14 protein-coding genes and 1 tRNA gene are annotated in these 15,498 nt (G+C 57.1%); 11 read left to right on the top strand and 4 right to left on the bottom strand.

Translation table 11 applies throughout. The features are described 5' to 3' along the window. The 5 genes from J4D97_RS09265 (at position 1) to J4D97_RS09245 (ending at position 7,151) form a co-directional block, all read left to right on the top strand. A complete protein-coding gene (locus J4D97_RS09265; protein ID WP_208307337.1) occupies positions 1–468 on the top strand; it encodes a nuclear transport factor 2 family protein in 468 nt (155 codons plus the stop codon). 36 nt (positions 469–504) lie between these two features. Beyond that, positions 505–1,518 carry a class 1 fructose-bisphosphatase gene (fbp, locus tag J4D97_RS09260; protein WP_208307336.1) on the top strand — a complete coding sequence of 338 codons (1,014 nt, stop codon included), beginning with the start codon at positions 505–507 and terminating at the stop codon, positions 1,516–1,518. 37 nt (positions 1,519–1,555) lie between these two features. Continuing rightward, positions 1,556–3,214 (top strand): glycoside hydrolase family 28 protein, encoded by a 1,659-nt coding sequence (locus J4D97_RS09255; RefSeq protein WP_208307335.1) that lies wholly within the window; start codon positions 1,556–1,558, stop codon positions 3,212–3,214. Positions 3,215–3,462: 248 nt separating this feature from the next. Further along, on the top strand, positions 3,463–5,388 hold the full coding sequence (locus J4D97_RS09250) for a glycoside hydrolase family 88/105 protein (protein WP_208307334.1): 1,926 nt from the start codon (positions 3,463–3,465) through the stop codon (positions 5,386–5,388). 110 nt (positions 5,389–5,498) lie between these two features. Further along, positions 5,499–7,151 carry a glycoside hydrolase family 43 protein gene (locus J4D97_RS09245; RefSeq protein ID WP_243900233.1) on the top strand — a complete coding sequence of 551 codons (1,653 nt, stop codon included), beginning with the start codon at positions 5,499–5,501 and terminating at the stop codon, positions 7,149–7,151. 117 nt (positions 7,152–7,268) lie between these two features. Here the strand turns inward: J4D97_RS09245 and J4D97_RS09240 are convergent. Further along, a tRNA-Asp gene (locus J4D97_RS09240) sits at positions 7,269–7,342 on the bottom strand. A gap of 253 nt (positions 7,343–7,595) precedes the next feature. On the opposite strand from J4D97_RS09240, the gene J4D97_RS09235 reads away from it, so the two are divergent. From J4D97_RS09235 to J4D97_RS09215, 5 genes are all read left to right on the top strand, one after another. Next, positions 7,596–8,543, top strand: coding sequence for an acetyl-CoA carboxylase carboxyltransferase subunit alpha (locus J4D97_RS09235; protein ID WP_187319664.1), 948 nt, complete (start codon positions 7,596–7,598; stop codon positions 8,541–8,543). Between the two features lie 171 nt (positions 8,544–8,714). Continuing rightward, positions 8,715–9,563, top strand: a complete 849-nt coding sequence (locus tag J4D97_RS09230; RefSeq protein ID WP_208307333.1) for an MBL fold metallo-hydrolase — start codon at positions 8,715–8,717, stop codon at positions 9,561–9,563. Between the two features lie 113 nt (positions 9,564–9,676). Next, positions 9,677–10,435 (top strand): patatin-like phospholipase family protein, encoded by a 759-nt coding sequence (locus tag J4D97_RS09225; protein ID WP_208307332.1) that lies wholly within the window; start codon positions 9,677–9,679, stop codon positions 10,433–10,435. Between the two features lie 76 nt (positions 10,436–10,511). After that, on the top strand, positions 10,512–11,084 hold the full coding sequence (locus J4D97_RS09220; protein WP_185283857.1) for a 1-acyl-sn-glycerol-3-phosphate acyltransferase: 573 nt from the start codon (positions 10,512–10,514) through the stop codon (positions 11,082–11,084). A 193-nt stretch (positions 11,085–11,277) separates the two neighbouring features. Further along, positions 11,278–11,805, top strand: coding sequence for a hypothetical protein (locus J4D97_RS09215; RefSeq protein ID WP_208307331.1), 528 nt, complete (start codon positions 11,278–11,280; stop codon positions 11,803–11,805). Positions 11,806–11,910: 105 nt separating this feature from the next. On the opposite strand, the gene J4D97_RS09210 is transcribed toward J4D97_RS09215, so the two are convergent. Further along, the gene (locus J4D97_RS09210) at positions 11,911–12,576 is read right to left on the bottom strand and encodes a DUF4159 domain-containing protein (RefSeq protein ID WP_185283855.1); all 666 of its coding nucleotides are present in this window, start codon (positions 12,574–12,576) and stop codon (positions 11,911–11,913) included. A gap of 51 nt (positions 12,577–12,627) precedes the next feature. Next, on the bottom strand, positions 12,628–13,338 hold the full coding sequence (locus J4D97_RS09205; RefSeq protein ID WP_208307330.1) for a 16S rRNA (uracil(1498)-N(3))-methyltransferase: 711 nt from the start codon (positions 13,336–13,338) through the stop codon (positions 12,628–12,630). 135 nt (positions 13,339–13,473) lie between these two features. Here J4D97_RS09205 and J4D97_RS09200 point away from each other — a divergent pair, with 135 nt between their 5' ends. Next, positions 13,474–14,598, top strand: a complete 1,125-nt coding sequence (locus tag J4D97_RS09200) for an SDR family oxidoreductase (RefSeq protein WP_208307329.1) — start codon at positions 13,474–13,476, stop codon at positions 14,596–14,598. Positions 14,599–14,684: 86 nt separating this feature from the next. On the opposite strand, the gene J4D97_RS09195 is transcribed toward J4D97_RS09200, so the two are convergent. Next, entirely contained in the window at positions 14,685–15,476 is a 792-nt protein-coding gene (locus J4D97_RS09195) for a S1/P1 nuclease (RefSeq protein ID WP_208307328.1), read from the bottom strand. Positions 15,477–15,498 lie beyond the last annotated feature (22 nt).

Raw genomic sequence — 15,498 nt, 5'->3', positions numbered from 1 at the left:
ATGAAAATAATAACGATTTTTTTGCTCCTCCTGCTAGGTGGGGTAGGGGTGGCCTTTGCCCAAATCCCCACTGCCAAAGACAAAGCCGCCGCGCAGGAAGTAGAGCGCTTGGAGCGCCAGCGCTTTGAGGCCCAGGTGAAAAAGGACTATGCCTTCCTAGAAAAAGTCTTTGCCGACGACCTCATCTACACCCACGCCAGCGGCAAGCAAAACGGCAAAACGGACTACATCCAGAGCATCCGCGACGGCAAAAGCCAATACGAGAAAATCGACGTGGAAGCCCTGAACGTGCGCGCATACAACAACGGGCAGGCGGCCGTGGTGAACGGTACCATCACCATTACCTTACCCCCCACGGCCGAGGCCAACCCCAATCTGGCCCACCTTAAGTACGTGGTGGTACAGATCAAAGATCCCAAGAAAGGCTGGCAAGTGGTCCTGTGGCAGTCGCAGAAGCAGCCGAAGTAACTGCTGCCGCTAGTCAACATTTCTAATCTACTTATCATGAGTCATCGTCCGCTAGAAGACACCATTGCCCAGCCCGTGGGCACCACCCTGGAGCGCTACATTATGCGCACCCAGAGCGAGTTTCCGTATGCCACCGGCGAGTTGTCGCAACTGCTGCGCGATATTGCCCTGGCCGGGAAAATCGTGAGCCGGGAGATTAATCGGGCGGGGCTGGCGGAAGTAGCGGGTGCCTTTGGGCAGCAGAACGTGCAGGGCGAGCAGCAGCAAAAGCTAGACGTGGTAGCGAATATTCGCTTCATTCGAGCGCTTACCAACGGCGGTCAAGCCTGCGCGGTGCTTTCCGAGGAGGAAGACGAAATTGTGCATACCGGCAACGTGCAGGGCAAGTACGTGGTAGCCATCGACCCGCTGGATGGCTCGTCTAACATTGATGTGAACGTGAGCATCGGCACTATTTTCAGCATCTACCGCCGCGTGTCGCCCTACGGTGCGCCGGCCACGGAGGCCGATTTCTTGCAGGGCGGGCGCCGACAGGTGGCGGCGGGCTATATTCTGTATGGCTCCAGCACCATGCTGGTGTACACCACCGGGCACGGCGTGGCGGGCTTCACCTACGAAAGCTCGTTGGGCGAGTTTTTCCTCTCGCATCCGCGCATGCTCATTCCGGAAACTGGGAATATCTTCTCCTGCAACGAGGGCAACTGGCACGACTACCCTGAGTACGTGCGCGACTACCTCTCGCGCTGCAAGGAGCGCCGGTGCAGTGGCCGCTACGTGGGCTCCCTGGTGGCCGACTATCACCGCAACCTGCTGGTAGGGGGCATCTACCTCTACCCGCCCACCCAGAAAAACCCCGATGGCAAGCTGCGCCTGCTCTACGAGTCGTTTCCGCTGGCTTTCGTGATTGAGCAAGCGGGGGGTAGGGCAGAAGCTGGCCCCGGCCTGGGCCGGGTGATGGACCTGATGCCCACGCACTTTCATCAGCGCACGCCTCTTTTCACCGGGTCCTACTCGCTGGTAGATGAGCTGCTCGGCATGGAAACCACCTAGTTTTTTCGCCTTCTTTCGCACACTAAATTCCCAGATAATGACGTATCAATTCCCCTTTCTACTTTCCGTAGCTGCTGTGCTGGCCGGAGCGGCGCCCGCCACCGGGCAGGTCCGCCCTACCTTCACCGTGAAGTCTACTCAGTTCTCGGCCGATACAGTGAGCCTGCTCAACTACGGCGGCAAGGCAAACGGCCAGACGCTGAACACCAAGGCATTTCAGCAGGCTATAGCCGCCGCCAGCCAGAAGAGAGGGGTAGTGTTGGTACCGGCCGGCCTGTGGCTAACGGGACCTATCGAGTTGAAAGACAACGTGAACCTGCACTTAGCCAAAGGTGCGCTGGTGCAGTTCACGACGGATAAGAGCCAGTACCCACTCATCAAAACCAACTGGGAAGGGGTAGACGCCGTGCGCAACCAGTCGCCCATTTCGGGCATGGATCTCACCAACGTGGCCATCACCGGCCCGGGCGTGTTCGACGGCAACGGCGACGCGTGGCGCCCCGTGAAAAAAGACAAGCTGACGGCCGGACAGTGGAAAAAGCTGGTGGCCTCGGGTGGCGCCCTGAATGAGAAAAAAGACTACTGGTACCCCTCGGAACAGGCCCTGAGAGCCTCTACCATGCCGGAGCCGGGCGTCATCAAGCCGGGCAAAACGACAACGGCCGATTTTGCCGATATCAAGGATTTTCTGAGGCCCAATATGCTGAGCCTGCAACGCTGCAAGCAGGTGCTGCTGGAAGATTTTACCATCCAAAACTCGCCGGCCTGGACCATCCACCCGCTCTTGTGCGAGGACGTGACCATCCGCCGCGTGACGGCCAAAAACCCCTGGTACGGCCAGAATACGGATGCCCTGGACCTGGAATCCTGCCGGAATGGGCTGGTAGAGGACTGCACTTTCGACGTGGGCGACGATGGTATCTGCATCAAATCGGGCAAAAACGAGCAGGGCCGCAAGCGCGGCGTGCCCACCGAGAACTTCGTGTTTCGCAATTGCAAAGTCTACCACGCCCACGGCGGCTTCGTGATTGGCTCGGAGATGTCGGGCGGAGCGCGCAACCTGTTTGTCTACAACTGCTCCTTCATCGGCACCGATGTGGGCCTGCGCTTCAAGACCACGCGGGGTAGGGGCGGCGTAGTGGAGAAAATCTACGTCGACGGCGTGGCCATGACTGACATTGCCGGGCAGGCCATCCTGTTTGATATGTACTACGCGGCCAAGGACCCGGTGCCCGCCAACGGCGAAGCCGAAGCCCTACCTGAAATCAAGGCTGAACCGCTGAACGAGGGCACCCCGCAGTTCCGCGACTTCACCATCAACAACGTGGTGTGCAAGGGCGCCGAAACCGGTATTCTGATTCGGGGCCTACCCGAAATGAGCATCAAGAACATCCTGATTCAGAACACGGTGCTGGAAAGCGAAAAAGGCATGGTGTGCCAGGAGGCCGAAGGCGTTACGCTGAAAAACGTGGCTTTGCTGAGCAAGGATACCAAGCCCGTAATGGAAATCCAGAATAGCCGCAACGTGTTGGTAGACAACTTGCAATACGCCAACAGCGCCGACCTGCTGGTGCGCCTCAGCGGCGACCGGACCAAGGGCGTACGCCTCACCAACACCGATACCAAAGCTGCCAAGAAAGACGTGGAGCTGGGCCAAAAAGTGTCGAAGAAAGTCATCACGGTATCAAAACGATAGTCGTCAGAACGAAACTCCCTTTCTCAGCTGCGAAGGGGATGTTGCGACTGTAGTCGCAACTAGGGTGGTGGGCGTCGTTGCTGACGTTGTTTGGCTGTCATTCTGAAGGACGTGAGGAATCTGCGTGCTGATACAGAGCAGAAATTACTACCACGCAAGATTCTTCGATAAGCTCGGAATGACGGGCTATTTAATACACTCAGCGTCAATGCCAACCTGCATTGACGTTTGACTTACCATTTTCCTGTATGCTCTTTTCCCGTTTGCTTCTTTCTGGCTTGCTACTGACCTCGGTCGCGAGCGTTGCCCAAATGCCTACCTCCGCGCCGCCCATGTCGCAGCGCATGGCCGATGCGTTCATCTCCTGGCATCCCGATTCTATTGTGATTGGCAACCGCAAAACGGCCCGCTGGGACTACGAGCAGGGCCTGATGCTGAAGGCATTAGAACGCGTCTGGCAGCGCTCCGGCGACGGCAAGTACTTCACCTACATTCAGAAAGACCTCGACCAGTTTGTGCAGCCTGATGGCAGCATCCGCACCTACAAACCCACCGACTACAACCTCGACAACCTAGCTACCGGCCATGCCCTGCTGCTGCTGAGCCAGGTTTCCCTACCCAAGAAAACCGATAAATACCAGAAGGCCGCTCAGCTGCTGCACCAGCAAATTGAAGGGCAGCCGCGCACCAAAGCGGGCGGATTCTGGCATAAAAAGGTGTATCCCAATCAGATGTGGCTCGATGGCCTGTATATGGCCGAGCCGTTCTACGCCGAGTACAGCCAGGTGTTCAACCAGCCCGAGGGGTTTGACGACGTAGCCAAACAGTTTGCGCTGATTGAGAAGAACTTAGTGGATTCTAAAACCGGGTTACTCTACCACGGCTACGACGAAAGCCGGGAGCAAAAATGGGCTAACAAGCAAACCGGCCAGTCGCCCAACTTCTGGGACCGGGGTATGGGCTGGTACGCCATGGCCTTAGTGGATGTGCTCGACTACTTCCCGCAGAATCATCCGCAACGCGCCCAACTCATCAAGGATGTGCAGCGCCTGGCGCCGGTGCTGGCGAAGTATCAGGATGCCAAAACCGGTACCTGGTCGCTGGTGGTAGACCAGGCCAAGCGCAAGGGCAACTACGCGGAGGCCTCGGGAAGCAGCATGTTTGTGTACGCGCTGGCCAAAGGCGTGCGCATGGGCTACCTCGATAAGAAATACCTACAAACCGCTCAGAAAGGCTACGATGGTCTGCTGAAAACCTTCGTTTCGACGGAAAACAACGCCCTGGCCTTCAACGGCACGGTGAGCGTAGGCGGCCTCGGCGGCAACCCCTACCGCGACGGCAGCTACGAGTACTACCTCTCCGAACCCCTGCGCAAAAATGACCTGAAGGGGGTAGGGCCGTTCATTCTGGCGAGCGTGGAAATGGAAATTGCCCGCGAAAACAGCGTGGGCCAGGGCAAAACTGTGGGGCTGGACTACTACTACAACCATGAACTGCGCCAGAACCCGCTGACAGGGCAACAGGAACAGTGGCACTACACCTGGGAAGACCGCACGCACGGCGGCTTCTGGCTGTGGGGCAATCAGTTCCGCGAGCTGGGCGCCCGCACCGTATCGGTATCCACGGCGCCTACCCCCGCCGCCCTCCAAGGCATGGACGTATACATCATCGTTGACCCCGATACCAAGAAGGAAACGCCCCAGCCTAACTTCGTGCAACCTGCTGATAGCAAGATCATAACGAACTGGGTGAAAGCCGGCGGCACGCTCGTGCTGATGGCCAACGACACGTCGAACTGTGAGATTCCGCACTTCAACGAACTGGCGAAAAACTTCGGCATCCAGTTCCTACCCCAAAATGTCAACATGGTGAAGGGCAGCCAGTTTGAGCAGGGCCGCGTGGATATACCGGCCGGCAATGCTATCTTCAAAAATGCCCGCGCGGCTTACATCAAAGAGTTAGCGCCGCTGGGATTGTCGGGGCCAGCCAAGGCCAGCGTAACGCAGGGCCGTAACGTTATCATCGCTACGGCCAAGGTAGGGAAGGGTACCGTCTTCGCCGTGGGCGACCCATGGCTGTACAACGAGTACGTGGATGGCCGCAAGATTCCGGCCGTGTATCAGAATTTCGACGCTGGTAAAAACCTGGCGGAATGGCTGCTGCGGCAGAAGTAGTTGATTTTGTCCTACGCGTTGAACGTCATGCTGAGCCTGTTGAAGCATCTCGCGTGCTGATGTTGCTTTATTTTAGACGCCAGCACGCGAGATGATTCAACAGGCTCAGCATGACGTTCTTACTATATAATAAGTACAACTTGTTGATGCGCAACCTGTTCTTTCTGCTCCTTTTCCTACCCTCGCTCTCCTTAGCGCAAACCAGTACGCTCTCCAAGGTATGGGTGCCCGACCTAGGTAATGGTACCTACAAAAACCCGGTGCTCTACGCCGACTACTCCGACCCCGACGCTATCCGGGTAGGGGAGGACTATTACCTCGTATCGTCGAGCTTCAACAGCGTGCCTGGCTTACAGATTTTGCATTCCAAAGATCTGGTAAATTGGACGTTGGTCAGCGCGGTGTTTGGTGAGCAACAGCCCGCTGAGCGTTTCCAGAAGCCCCAGCACGGCGGGGGGGTGTGGGCACCGGCCATTCGCTACCACAAAGGCCTCTACTACATCTACTACCCCGACCCCGACCTGGGTATCTTCGTGACCCGCGCCCAGCACCCGGCCGGCCCCTGGGAGCCGCCTATTCTGGTGAAAGAAGCCAAAGGCTGGATTGACCCTTGCCCCCTTTGGGACGACAACGGCCGCGCCTACCTCGTGCACGCCTTCGCCGGCTCGCGGGCAGGCTTTAAGAGTGTGCTGGCTGTAAGCGAGATGTCGGCCGACGGCCTGCAACTACTTGGTGATGAGGTATTGGTGTTCGACGGCCACACCAAACATCCTACCCTAGAAGGCCCCAAGTTCTACAAGCGCAACGGTTACTACTATATTTTTGCGCCGGGTGGGGGCGTTACGCCGGGTTGGCAAGTGGTGATGCGCTCCAAAAATGTGTTTGGTCCGTACGAGGACCGCATTGTGCTGGCCCAGGGCAACACGACCATCAACGGCCCGCACCAGGGCGCTTGGGTCGATACCAACACCGGCCAGGACTGGTTTCTGCACTTTCAGGACCAGGGCGCCTACGGCCGGGTGGTGCACTTGCAGCCCATGCGCTGGCAAAACGACTGGCCCATCATCGGCGACGACCCCGATGGCGACGGTACCGGCCAGCCCGTTTTGACGCACAAAAAGCCGGCTATCAAGGGCAAAGCGCAGCCGCTAGCTACGCCTGCTACCTCCGATGAGTTCGACGCACCCGAGCTGGGCTTGCAGTGGCAGTGGCACGCCAACCCGCAGGATGGTTGGGCTTTCCCGATGCCCGCACAAAGCCAGTTGCGCCTCTATACGGTGCCGGTGCCGGCCGATTTCAAGAACTTCTGGCAGGTGCCGAATCTGCTGCTGCAAAAGCTACCCGCCGAAACCTTTACTACGACCACCAAAGTCACCTTCACGCCGCGCTTGGAAGGGGAGAAGGTAGGGCTAGTAATGATGGGACTAGACTACGCCTACCTGTCGCTGACCAACGAAAATGGCCAGCTCCGCGTCGGTCAGGCCGTTTGCCGCAATGCCGATAAGCTAACGCCCGAAACCACAGCGGCGCCCGTGGCTACGCTGCCCACTGGTCAGCCCATGTACCTACGCGTAGCTGTACGCTCTGGCGCTAAGTGCCAGTTCAGCTACAGCACCGATGGCACCACGTTTCAGCCGGTAGGCACTGAGTTTCAGGCGCGGGAAGGCCGCTGGATTGGAGCAAAAATGGGCCTATTTGCCCTTCGCCCTGGCTCTACCAACGACGCCGGCAGTTTAGATGTAGATTGGTTTCGGATAGAGTAGGGAAAGGCGTTGGGCTAAACGATACACCCAACGCCTACCTTAATAAATGCAGTATGAACTAGCCGAAACGTAAAAAAGCCCCTGCATCATCAAATGCAGGGGCTTTTTCTAGAAGAGCGGTCCGGACGGGACTCGAACCCGCGACCTCCGCCGTGACAGGGCGGCATTCTAACCAACTGAACTACCGAACCAGAGTACTTTGTGGGCTGAAAAACCGTCTGTCTTTCCGTTAAAGTGATGCAAAGGTAGGGGGATGACGGACATTGTCAAACCCCGACGCGCATTTTGCGCAAAAAAAGTGCCTTCGCCGGCGTTTATCGCTGTTTGTCAGGTAGATTATTTTTTGCTTCATGTTTCCCAAAGTTGATTTAGGGTCGATGCATAGGTTTCGCTTACCTTTGTCTTCTATTCTTTTTCCGCAACCCGCGCATTCTTTCCTCTGCAATGCTCCTCGATTTCGAACAACCCATTGCTGCCCTCGAAGGCAAGCTCCGCGAAATGCAACAACTGGCCGACGACAGCCAGGTAGATGTATCGGAGGCGGTAGCCGCCCTGGAAGCTAAAATAAAGGCCCTCAAAAAGGAAACCTACGCCAACCTCACCCGCTGGCAGCGCGTGCAGCTCTCGCGCCACCCCGACCGCCCTTATACCCTAGAGTATATCGAGGGTATGACCGACAAATTCATTGAGCTACACGGCGACCGGACCGTGGCCGACGACAAGGCCATGGTAGGCGGTTTTGCTGAGCTGGGTGGCCGCTCCGTGATGTTTATCGGACAACAGAAGGGGCATAATACCAAGCAGCGCCAGTTCCGCAACTTCGGCATGCCCAACCCCGAGGGCTACCGTAAGGCGTTGCGCCTGATGAAGCTGGCTGAGAAGTTCAACAAGCCCATTATCACTCTCATCGACACGCCCGGCGCTTTCCCTGGCCTAGAAGCTGAGGAGCGTGGCCAAGGTGAGGCCATTGCCCGCAACCTCAAGGAAATGTTCCTGCTGAAGGTGCCTGTTATTTGCGTCATCATCGGCGAGGGCGCCTCGGGCGGGGCCTTGGGTATCGCCATCGGCGACCGGGTATTGATGCTGGAAAACACCTGGTATTCAGTGATTTCGCCCGAGTCGTGCTCCAGCATCTTGTGGCGCTCCTGGAACTATAAGGAGCAGGCTGCCGAGGCCCTCAAGCTCACGGCCACCGACATGCTGGGAAACAAGCTCATCGATGGCATCATTAAAGAGCCCCTGGGCGGCGCCCACATCGCCCCCGATAAGATGATTGCTACCCTCAAGAAAACCCTACTCAAAACCCTCGACGAGCTGGAAGCTATTCCGCACGAGGAGCGAATCAGCCAGCGCATCGACAAGTTCTCGGCGATGGGCGTGGTAGTGGAGTAGGATAGAAGTACATAGCGTATAATAAAAATGTCATCCTGAGCAGCGCGAAGGACCTTCTCACGCAAGAACGACAGGCGTAACAACGACTCGTTCTAACGTGAGAAGGTCCTTCGCGCTGCTCAGGATGACATTTTTTTAGTTATTTACGCCTACCCACTCAACCTCCTACCCATGACCTTACACACGATTGATACCGGCTTTTTCAAACTCGACGGCGGCGCTATGTTTGGCCTGGTGCCGCGCACGATGTGGGAAAAGCTGAACCCACCAGATGCCAACAACCTCTGCACCTGGGCCATGCGTTGCTTATTGGTAGAAGACGGCAACCGCCTGATTTTGGTGGATACGGGCATGGGCAACAAGCAAGACGCCAAATTCCGGAGCCACTTTCACCCGCACGGCGACGCGACGTTGGAAAGCTCCCTGCGCGAGAAAGGCTTCACCGCGGCTGATATCACCGACGTTTTTCTGACGCATCTGCACTTCGACCACTGCGGCGGCGCTGTAGTGCGCACCCCCGACGACAAGCTGGTGCTGGCCTGCCCGAATGCTACCTATTGGAGCAACGAGGCTCACTGGGATTGGGCCGTGACACCCAACGCCCGCGAAAAGGCCAGCTTTCTTAAGGAAAATATTTTGCCCATCCAGGAAAGTGGCCACCTGCAATTCGTGGACCCTACCCAAGGCGTACCCGGTGCACTGCCCGCCTTCCGGGAAATCATTTTTGCCGATGGGCATACCGAGAAAATGATGGTGCCCGTGCTGGAATATAAGGGCCGCACCGTGGCCTACATGGCCGACCTATTGCCCAGCGTGGCTCACATTCCGCTGCCCTACGTGATGAGCTACGACATGCGCCCCCTAGTCACGCTCAGCGAAAAAGAACAGGTATTGCGCCATGCAGCCGAGGAAAACTGGGTGCTGCTGCTAGAGCATGACCCTACGGTGGAAGCCTGCACCGTGCAGCTAACGGAAAAAGGCGTGCGCGTGGCCGACACGTTCCGGCTGGATGAGTTGTAGGCCGGTAGGGTAGGGACTGCACGATGAAATGAGTGAGAATAAGTTAACGCTTGCCCATTTCTAACCGTTAAAGCTGCAAAATTGACTAGTTCACTATCTCACCATTTCACCACATGCTGGCACTAGCCTTATCGGGTGGCGGGGCGCGGGGCATTGCGCATTTGGGCGTGCTAGCGGCGCTAGACACGCTGGAACTACCGATTGGACGAATGGCCGGCGTATCGTCGGGTGCCATTGCGGGGACGTTTTATGCAGCGGGCTTCGCGCCGGCCGAGATTTTGCGCATGCTCACCAGCGTCAATATTGCCCGGCTCACGCGCTTGGCGCTAAGTCGCTACGGGTTGTTGCATCTAACGGCCGTAGAGCAGCTGTTTATCAGTCATTTAGGTGCCAATGCCAACTTCGCCGACCTGCGTATACCCCTCACGCTAGTAACAACCGACCTGACGGAAGGCGTATCGGTGGAGTTTTCGGAGGGGCCGCTGATTCCGCCGCTGCTGGCGTCGGCGGCGGTGCCTATCGTGTACCGGCCAGTGGAATACCAGGGTAGGCAGCTGGTAGATGGGGGCTTACTTAACAACTTGCCCGTGAGTGCGGTGGAGGGTAGGGGAATGCCGGTGGTAGGCATTAACTGCAACCCCAGCAACCGGGCGGCGCGCATCACCACGTTTCGTAGCCTGATTGAGCGGGTGCTACACCTGGCCATCAGCACCAATACCATGGCCAGCAAGCAGCGCTGCGACCTACTGCTGGAGCCTGAAGAACTGCGTACCTATCGGACCTTGCAGTACCGACAGGCCCAAACGCTATTCAACATTGGCTACCGCCACACCATGGACAAGGCCAAGGAATTAGCGGCCTTGCTGGGGTAGCGCGTTATTTTTTCTAGTTTTGACGACTGTTTTTCTTGCTGCCCCATTTTTTGGGGTTGCTTCCTCTTTTTATTCTATGGCCGCCCGCAAAACGTCTACGTTCTGGTATCTGTTCTCGAAATTCTGGTTTTGGATAACTGGCTGGCACCTAGGGCCGCAAGTACCGCCCGGCATCAAAAAAAGTATGATGATTGCCGCGCCCCACACCAGTAACTGGGACTTTATGTTTGCCCGCGCCGCCTTCTTCCTGATGGATGTGGACGTGAAGCTGACCATCAAAAAGGAGTGGACTACCATTCCGGTGCTCGGCGCGTTGGTTCGCTCCCTAGGCGGCCTGGCCGTAGATCGTAGCCGTAACAACAGCCTTGTAGATGGCATGGTGCAACTCTTCAACGAACGCGACGAACTGGTGATTCTCATTACGCCCGAGGGCACGCGCAAGTACCAACCCAAGTGGCGCAAAGGCTTTTACCACGCTGCCGTAGGTGCCGGTGTGCCCATCCTGCTCGGCTACCTCGATTATAAAAACAAAGAAGCCGGCGTAGGCCCTGCCTTCTGGCCTACCGGTGATTATGAAAAGGACCTAGAGGAAATCAAAGCCTTCTACCGTACCAAGCAGGGCCGCTTCCCGGCGCAGGGTATCCGTTAGGTAGGAAATGGTGAATAGCAAGCTGCCAAGCGTTATAGGTTTGTTGTGATACGCGGCGCTAACCGCGCAACTGGCCTACAGTCGCTACGTGGCCGCTTTGCAACGTAGATATACGTACCTTGAAGTTCGCTGCTGAGCGTGTGTATTCCGTACGGTACTACACACGCTCACGCATCCTCCCACCCTGGTTCCTATGGAAAAGCTGCAAATATTCCTCGTTATCCTGGCTGGGCTAGGGGTTTTCATCTGGCGCATGGTGCAGAAAGCCATTGAAACTACGGCCCGCGAAAGTCAGGAGCGGCCCCGCCCCAAGGTGCCCAGCCTACCTGATACTTCGTTTAAAGAGCTATTAAAGCAGATGCAGGCGCAGAATCAGCCGGCACCTGCTCCCTCACCCCAGCAACAGCCGTCAGCGCCGACCACGCCCGCAGGCCGGCCACTACCCCCCGAAACCACTCCCCAGCCCCGTAGCCTGGAGCGCACCGAGGTAAAGCCGGTTTCTCTGGAAGCAAAAGCCACGGCTCGTGCCAATCAAGAAGTTGCGCCGCGTGCACGCCGCGCCGCTACCTTGCCGCGTGCAACCACCACTATCCCGAATGCCTACAACCGACCAGTCAATACTACAAACACTACTCGGCGTACGGTGCGCGACACGCTCCGCAGTGCTGCCGATGTGCGAGCAGCCTTTGTACTGAGTGAAGTCCTGCGCCGGAAATTTTAGGAATTAATTGAGGATCAGCTTACAAAAAGATTGTCAGTTACTCCGTCGAGCTTGCTGAAGTATCGCTACCGCTTCATTGTATTCGATAGAGCAGAACGGTCCTTTCTACTCCTGCGTAAGTGCATACGTCACCAAGTTAGCGCCCATTTTCAGGGCTGATTCGTGCACGGCGGGCGTGTCTTCAGGGTAGGTGCCCAGGTCTTCCCACCCGTTGCCCAAGTCGCACTCGAAGCTGTAGAAGCATACTAGGCGCCCTTTGTACAGCAGGCCAAAGCCTTGCGGACGCTTGCCGTCGTGCTCATGCACTTTGGGTAGGCCCTTCGGAAAATCGAATTTCTGGTGGTAGACGGGGTGGGAGAAGGGCAGTTCCACGAACTCCAGCTCGGGAAACACCTTCTTCATCTCAGGACGGATGAACTTGTCGAGGCCGTAATTGTCGTCGATGTGCAGGAAGCCGCCGCCCATCAGGTAGCGCCGCAGGTTTTTGGCCTCCGCCTCTGTGAAAGCCACATTGCCGTGGCCCGTCATGTGGAGGAAAGGGTAGGTGAGCAGTTCTGGCGAGTCCAGCTCTACGGTAGCCTCATCGGGCGCAATGTTGGTTTTGAGCGTCTGGTTGCAGAAGCGAATCAGGTTGGGTAGGCTGGTTTTGTTGGCGTACCAGTCGCCCCCGCCGCCGTAGTGCAACTTGGCAATTTTGAAGCTGGGTGCCACGGGCGCAGCAGCCAGTAGGGGTAGGACGCAAAGCAGCGCGAGCAGTAAGTTCTTGAGCATTATTCTACTAAATATTCCCGCAGAGGTAACGTAACGCTTCGTGCAAGCCGTTCAACCTGGCAGTAATTTAACAACGTGCACAGTATGGACGGCGGCTAGTGCGGCCGTTTCGGTGCGTAGTCGCGTGAGGCCCAACGCCACCGGCCGGATACCCAACTGACGGGCCGCAACGATTTCCTCGGGAGTAAAGTCACCTTCGGGGCCGATGAGGATGCAGCAGGTAGGCGCGCTGCCTGCCACGTGGGCCAGCTCAGTGCGCTCATCGTCGGCGAGGTGGGCAATGAATGTAGTAGCCGGGGCGAGGGTAGGGAGCACGCGGGCGAAGTCCGTTAGCTCGTCGAGCTGTGGCAGCCACGCTTGCCCCGACTGCTTGAGGGCACTCACGGCAATTTTCTCTAGCCGGTCCAGCTTCAGCTCGCGCCGCTCGGAGCGGGCACAGCGCAGAAACGTGATGCGGTCGACACCGATTTCGGTGGCTTTTTCCACCAGCCACTCCATACGGTCGAGGTTTTTGGTGGGGGCCACGACCAGGTGCACGGCGTAGTCCCGGCGTGGCACCTGGGTTTCGCTGGTGATGCGCAGTTGGCAGCGTTTGGGGTTGGCATCCGTCACCTCTGCCTGAAATACGCTGCCTTGGCCGTTCACCAGTGACACCGCATCACCCGCGCCGAGACGCAGTACGCGTACTGCGTGTTTGCTTTCGTCTTCGGGTAGGGTGTAGGCGGGTAGGGTGAGGTCAGGAGCATAGAAGGTATGTGGCATACGGCAAATCTACGGCGAAATGCCGGGCGTTGCGGCGCAAGCTGTCTGCGCAAATAGAACCTCAACATAACATTGTACTACCGACCTGCCGTACATACTAAACCAACACACTCTACCTAACACCCGCAACCGAATATGAAAGTCAACCTGAAAAAACTGAAAGAACAAGTTATCGTTATCACTGGCGCTTCGTCGGGCATTGGCCTCGTTACGGCGCGTATGGCTGCCAAGGAAGGCGCCAAATTAGTGCTGGTAGCCCGAAGCGAAGATGCTCTGCGTCAGCTTACCAACGAGCTGAAAAGCCAGAACGCACAGGCGACCTACTTGGTAGCCGATGTGAGCAAACAAGAAGAGGCACAGCGCATTGCACAGGTAGCAAAGGAGCAGTTCGGCGGTTTCGATACTTGGATAAATAATGCCGGCGTTTCCATGTATGGCAAAGTGGAAGAGCAGTCGGTGGAGGATATGCGGCAACTGTTTGAGATTAACTTCTGGGGACTGGTATACGGCTCGTTGGAAGCAGTGAAGCATCTGAAGCAGCAAGGCGGTGCCCTCATCAACGTGGGTAGCGTACTGTCGGATGTGACGGCCATCCTGCAAACCATGTACAGTTCCAGCAAGCACGCCGTGAAGGGGTTCACCGATGGTCTGCGCATGGAGTTGCAAATGGAAGACGCTCCGGTATCGGTCACGCTCATCCAGCCCGCAGCTATCGACACGCCCTACCCGCTGCACGCCAAAAATTACATGGACAAGGTGCCCAAGCACGCCCCGCCTGCCTATGCTCCCGAAACTGTGGCGCGCGCCATCCTCAAATGCGCCGTTGCACCAGCGCGCAACGTGGAAGTAGGCGGTGCTAGCAAGCTCTTTAAGGGCATGGAAGAATGGACGCCTACCCTGCTGGACAAGTTTATGGAAACGAGCTTCTCGGAAATGTCTAAATCCGACCAGCCTGCTCGCCAGAACCACAAAAGTGGCCTATACCAAGGGGTAGGGGAACTGAAAGAACGCGGAAATTATCCCGGCCATACTCGCGAGGTGAGCACTTACACGCAAGCTCGTCTGCACCCAGCTATTACGGCTGCCATTGTAGCTGGCGCTGGCGTGGCAGTAGCCGCGCTTGCAAGAGGCCGGAATAAAGATACCAAGGCGTCTACCCCGCAGCGTAGTACGAAAAGTGCCCGTAACGCTACGGCTGCAAGTGCTACCAAGCATAGTCCGGCTATGCCAGAATCTGGTCCGACTGTTACGCCAGTTTAGGCGCAAAGACGCTTTAGTTGTTAATAAGAAGGCCCCGCCAATTCGTTGGCGGGGCCTTTCTGCTGGAAAGCTGACTATCTCTACTTCTATTTCAATGCCTCGTTCAGTACGCCCGCCAACCGGATGCCGGCCTGCTGAATGCGTTGTTTTACCTGCGGACCATGCTCAGGGAAATAAGCCCAGCCGTAGGTAGGGTTTTGGGCAGCTTCGCCATAGATCTGTTCGCAGAGTTGGTACGATTCGTAGAGCCACTGCGCAATATCGTCGTGCTGCCACTGGCGGCGCAGGCGAGCCGGTACGTGGTCGTACTGCTGGCCCATTTCGGAGTAGCTCAGGCCTTGGTAGTCAATGAGGCCGCTGTCCCAGAGGCTGTGCAGGTTGGTTTCCTTGCCGCGGTAGGTTAGCTTGATGGTGTTGCCGCCTTTATCTTCCAACCGGCCTGCGTGCAGGGGCTGGTGCACATCGCCTACAATATGAATGACAAATTTCAGCGCCACTACGCGCTCTGCTTTGGGCCGGTGCTTATCCTTCAGAATGGCAAGATTGTCCTGAAGCGCCTTGTACGCATTCGGAATGGTCTGGCTCTTTAGATTCTCGATGTACTGATCGTGGTTGAGGCCGCCAGGTGTGTTCACGTAGTGCCAGGGGCCGGTGCCTTTATATTCGGGAGTAGGCGGGTAGAGAATTTCGTCGGGCCAAGTGCTAACTAGCGTAACGGTTTCAGTACCAAGCAACGCCTGTATCTCGCGCTGGGCTTTGCGGGTGAGGTGGTGTTCGGCCAGGCGGCCTACAGCCCGATGGCCTTCCACGCCCCAAGCGCGGCAGAAGCTAAACGGAACAAGCAGCAGAAAAAGCAGCGGCAGAATGCGTTTGCGCATAAGAAAAAAGAAAAAAACGTGA

The organism is Hymenobacter defluvii, from assembly GCF_017589435.1.
In the GTDB taxonomy this organism is placed as follows: Bacteria; Bacteroidota; Bacteroidia; order Cytophagales; family Hymenobacteraceae; genus Hymenobacter; species Hymenobacter profundi.
The sequence above is the reverse complement of the archived record's forward strand: the minus strand, read 5'-3'. Positions and strand labels throughout refer to the sequence as shown.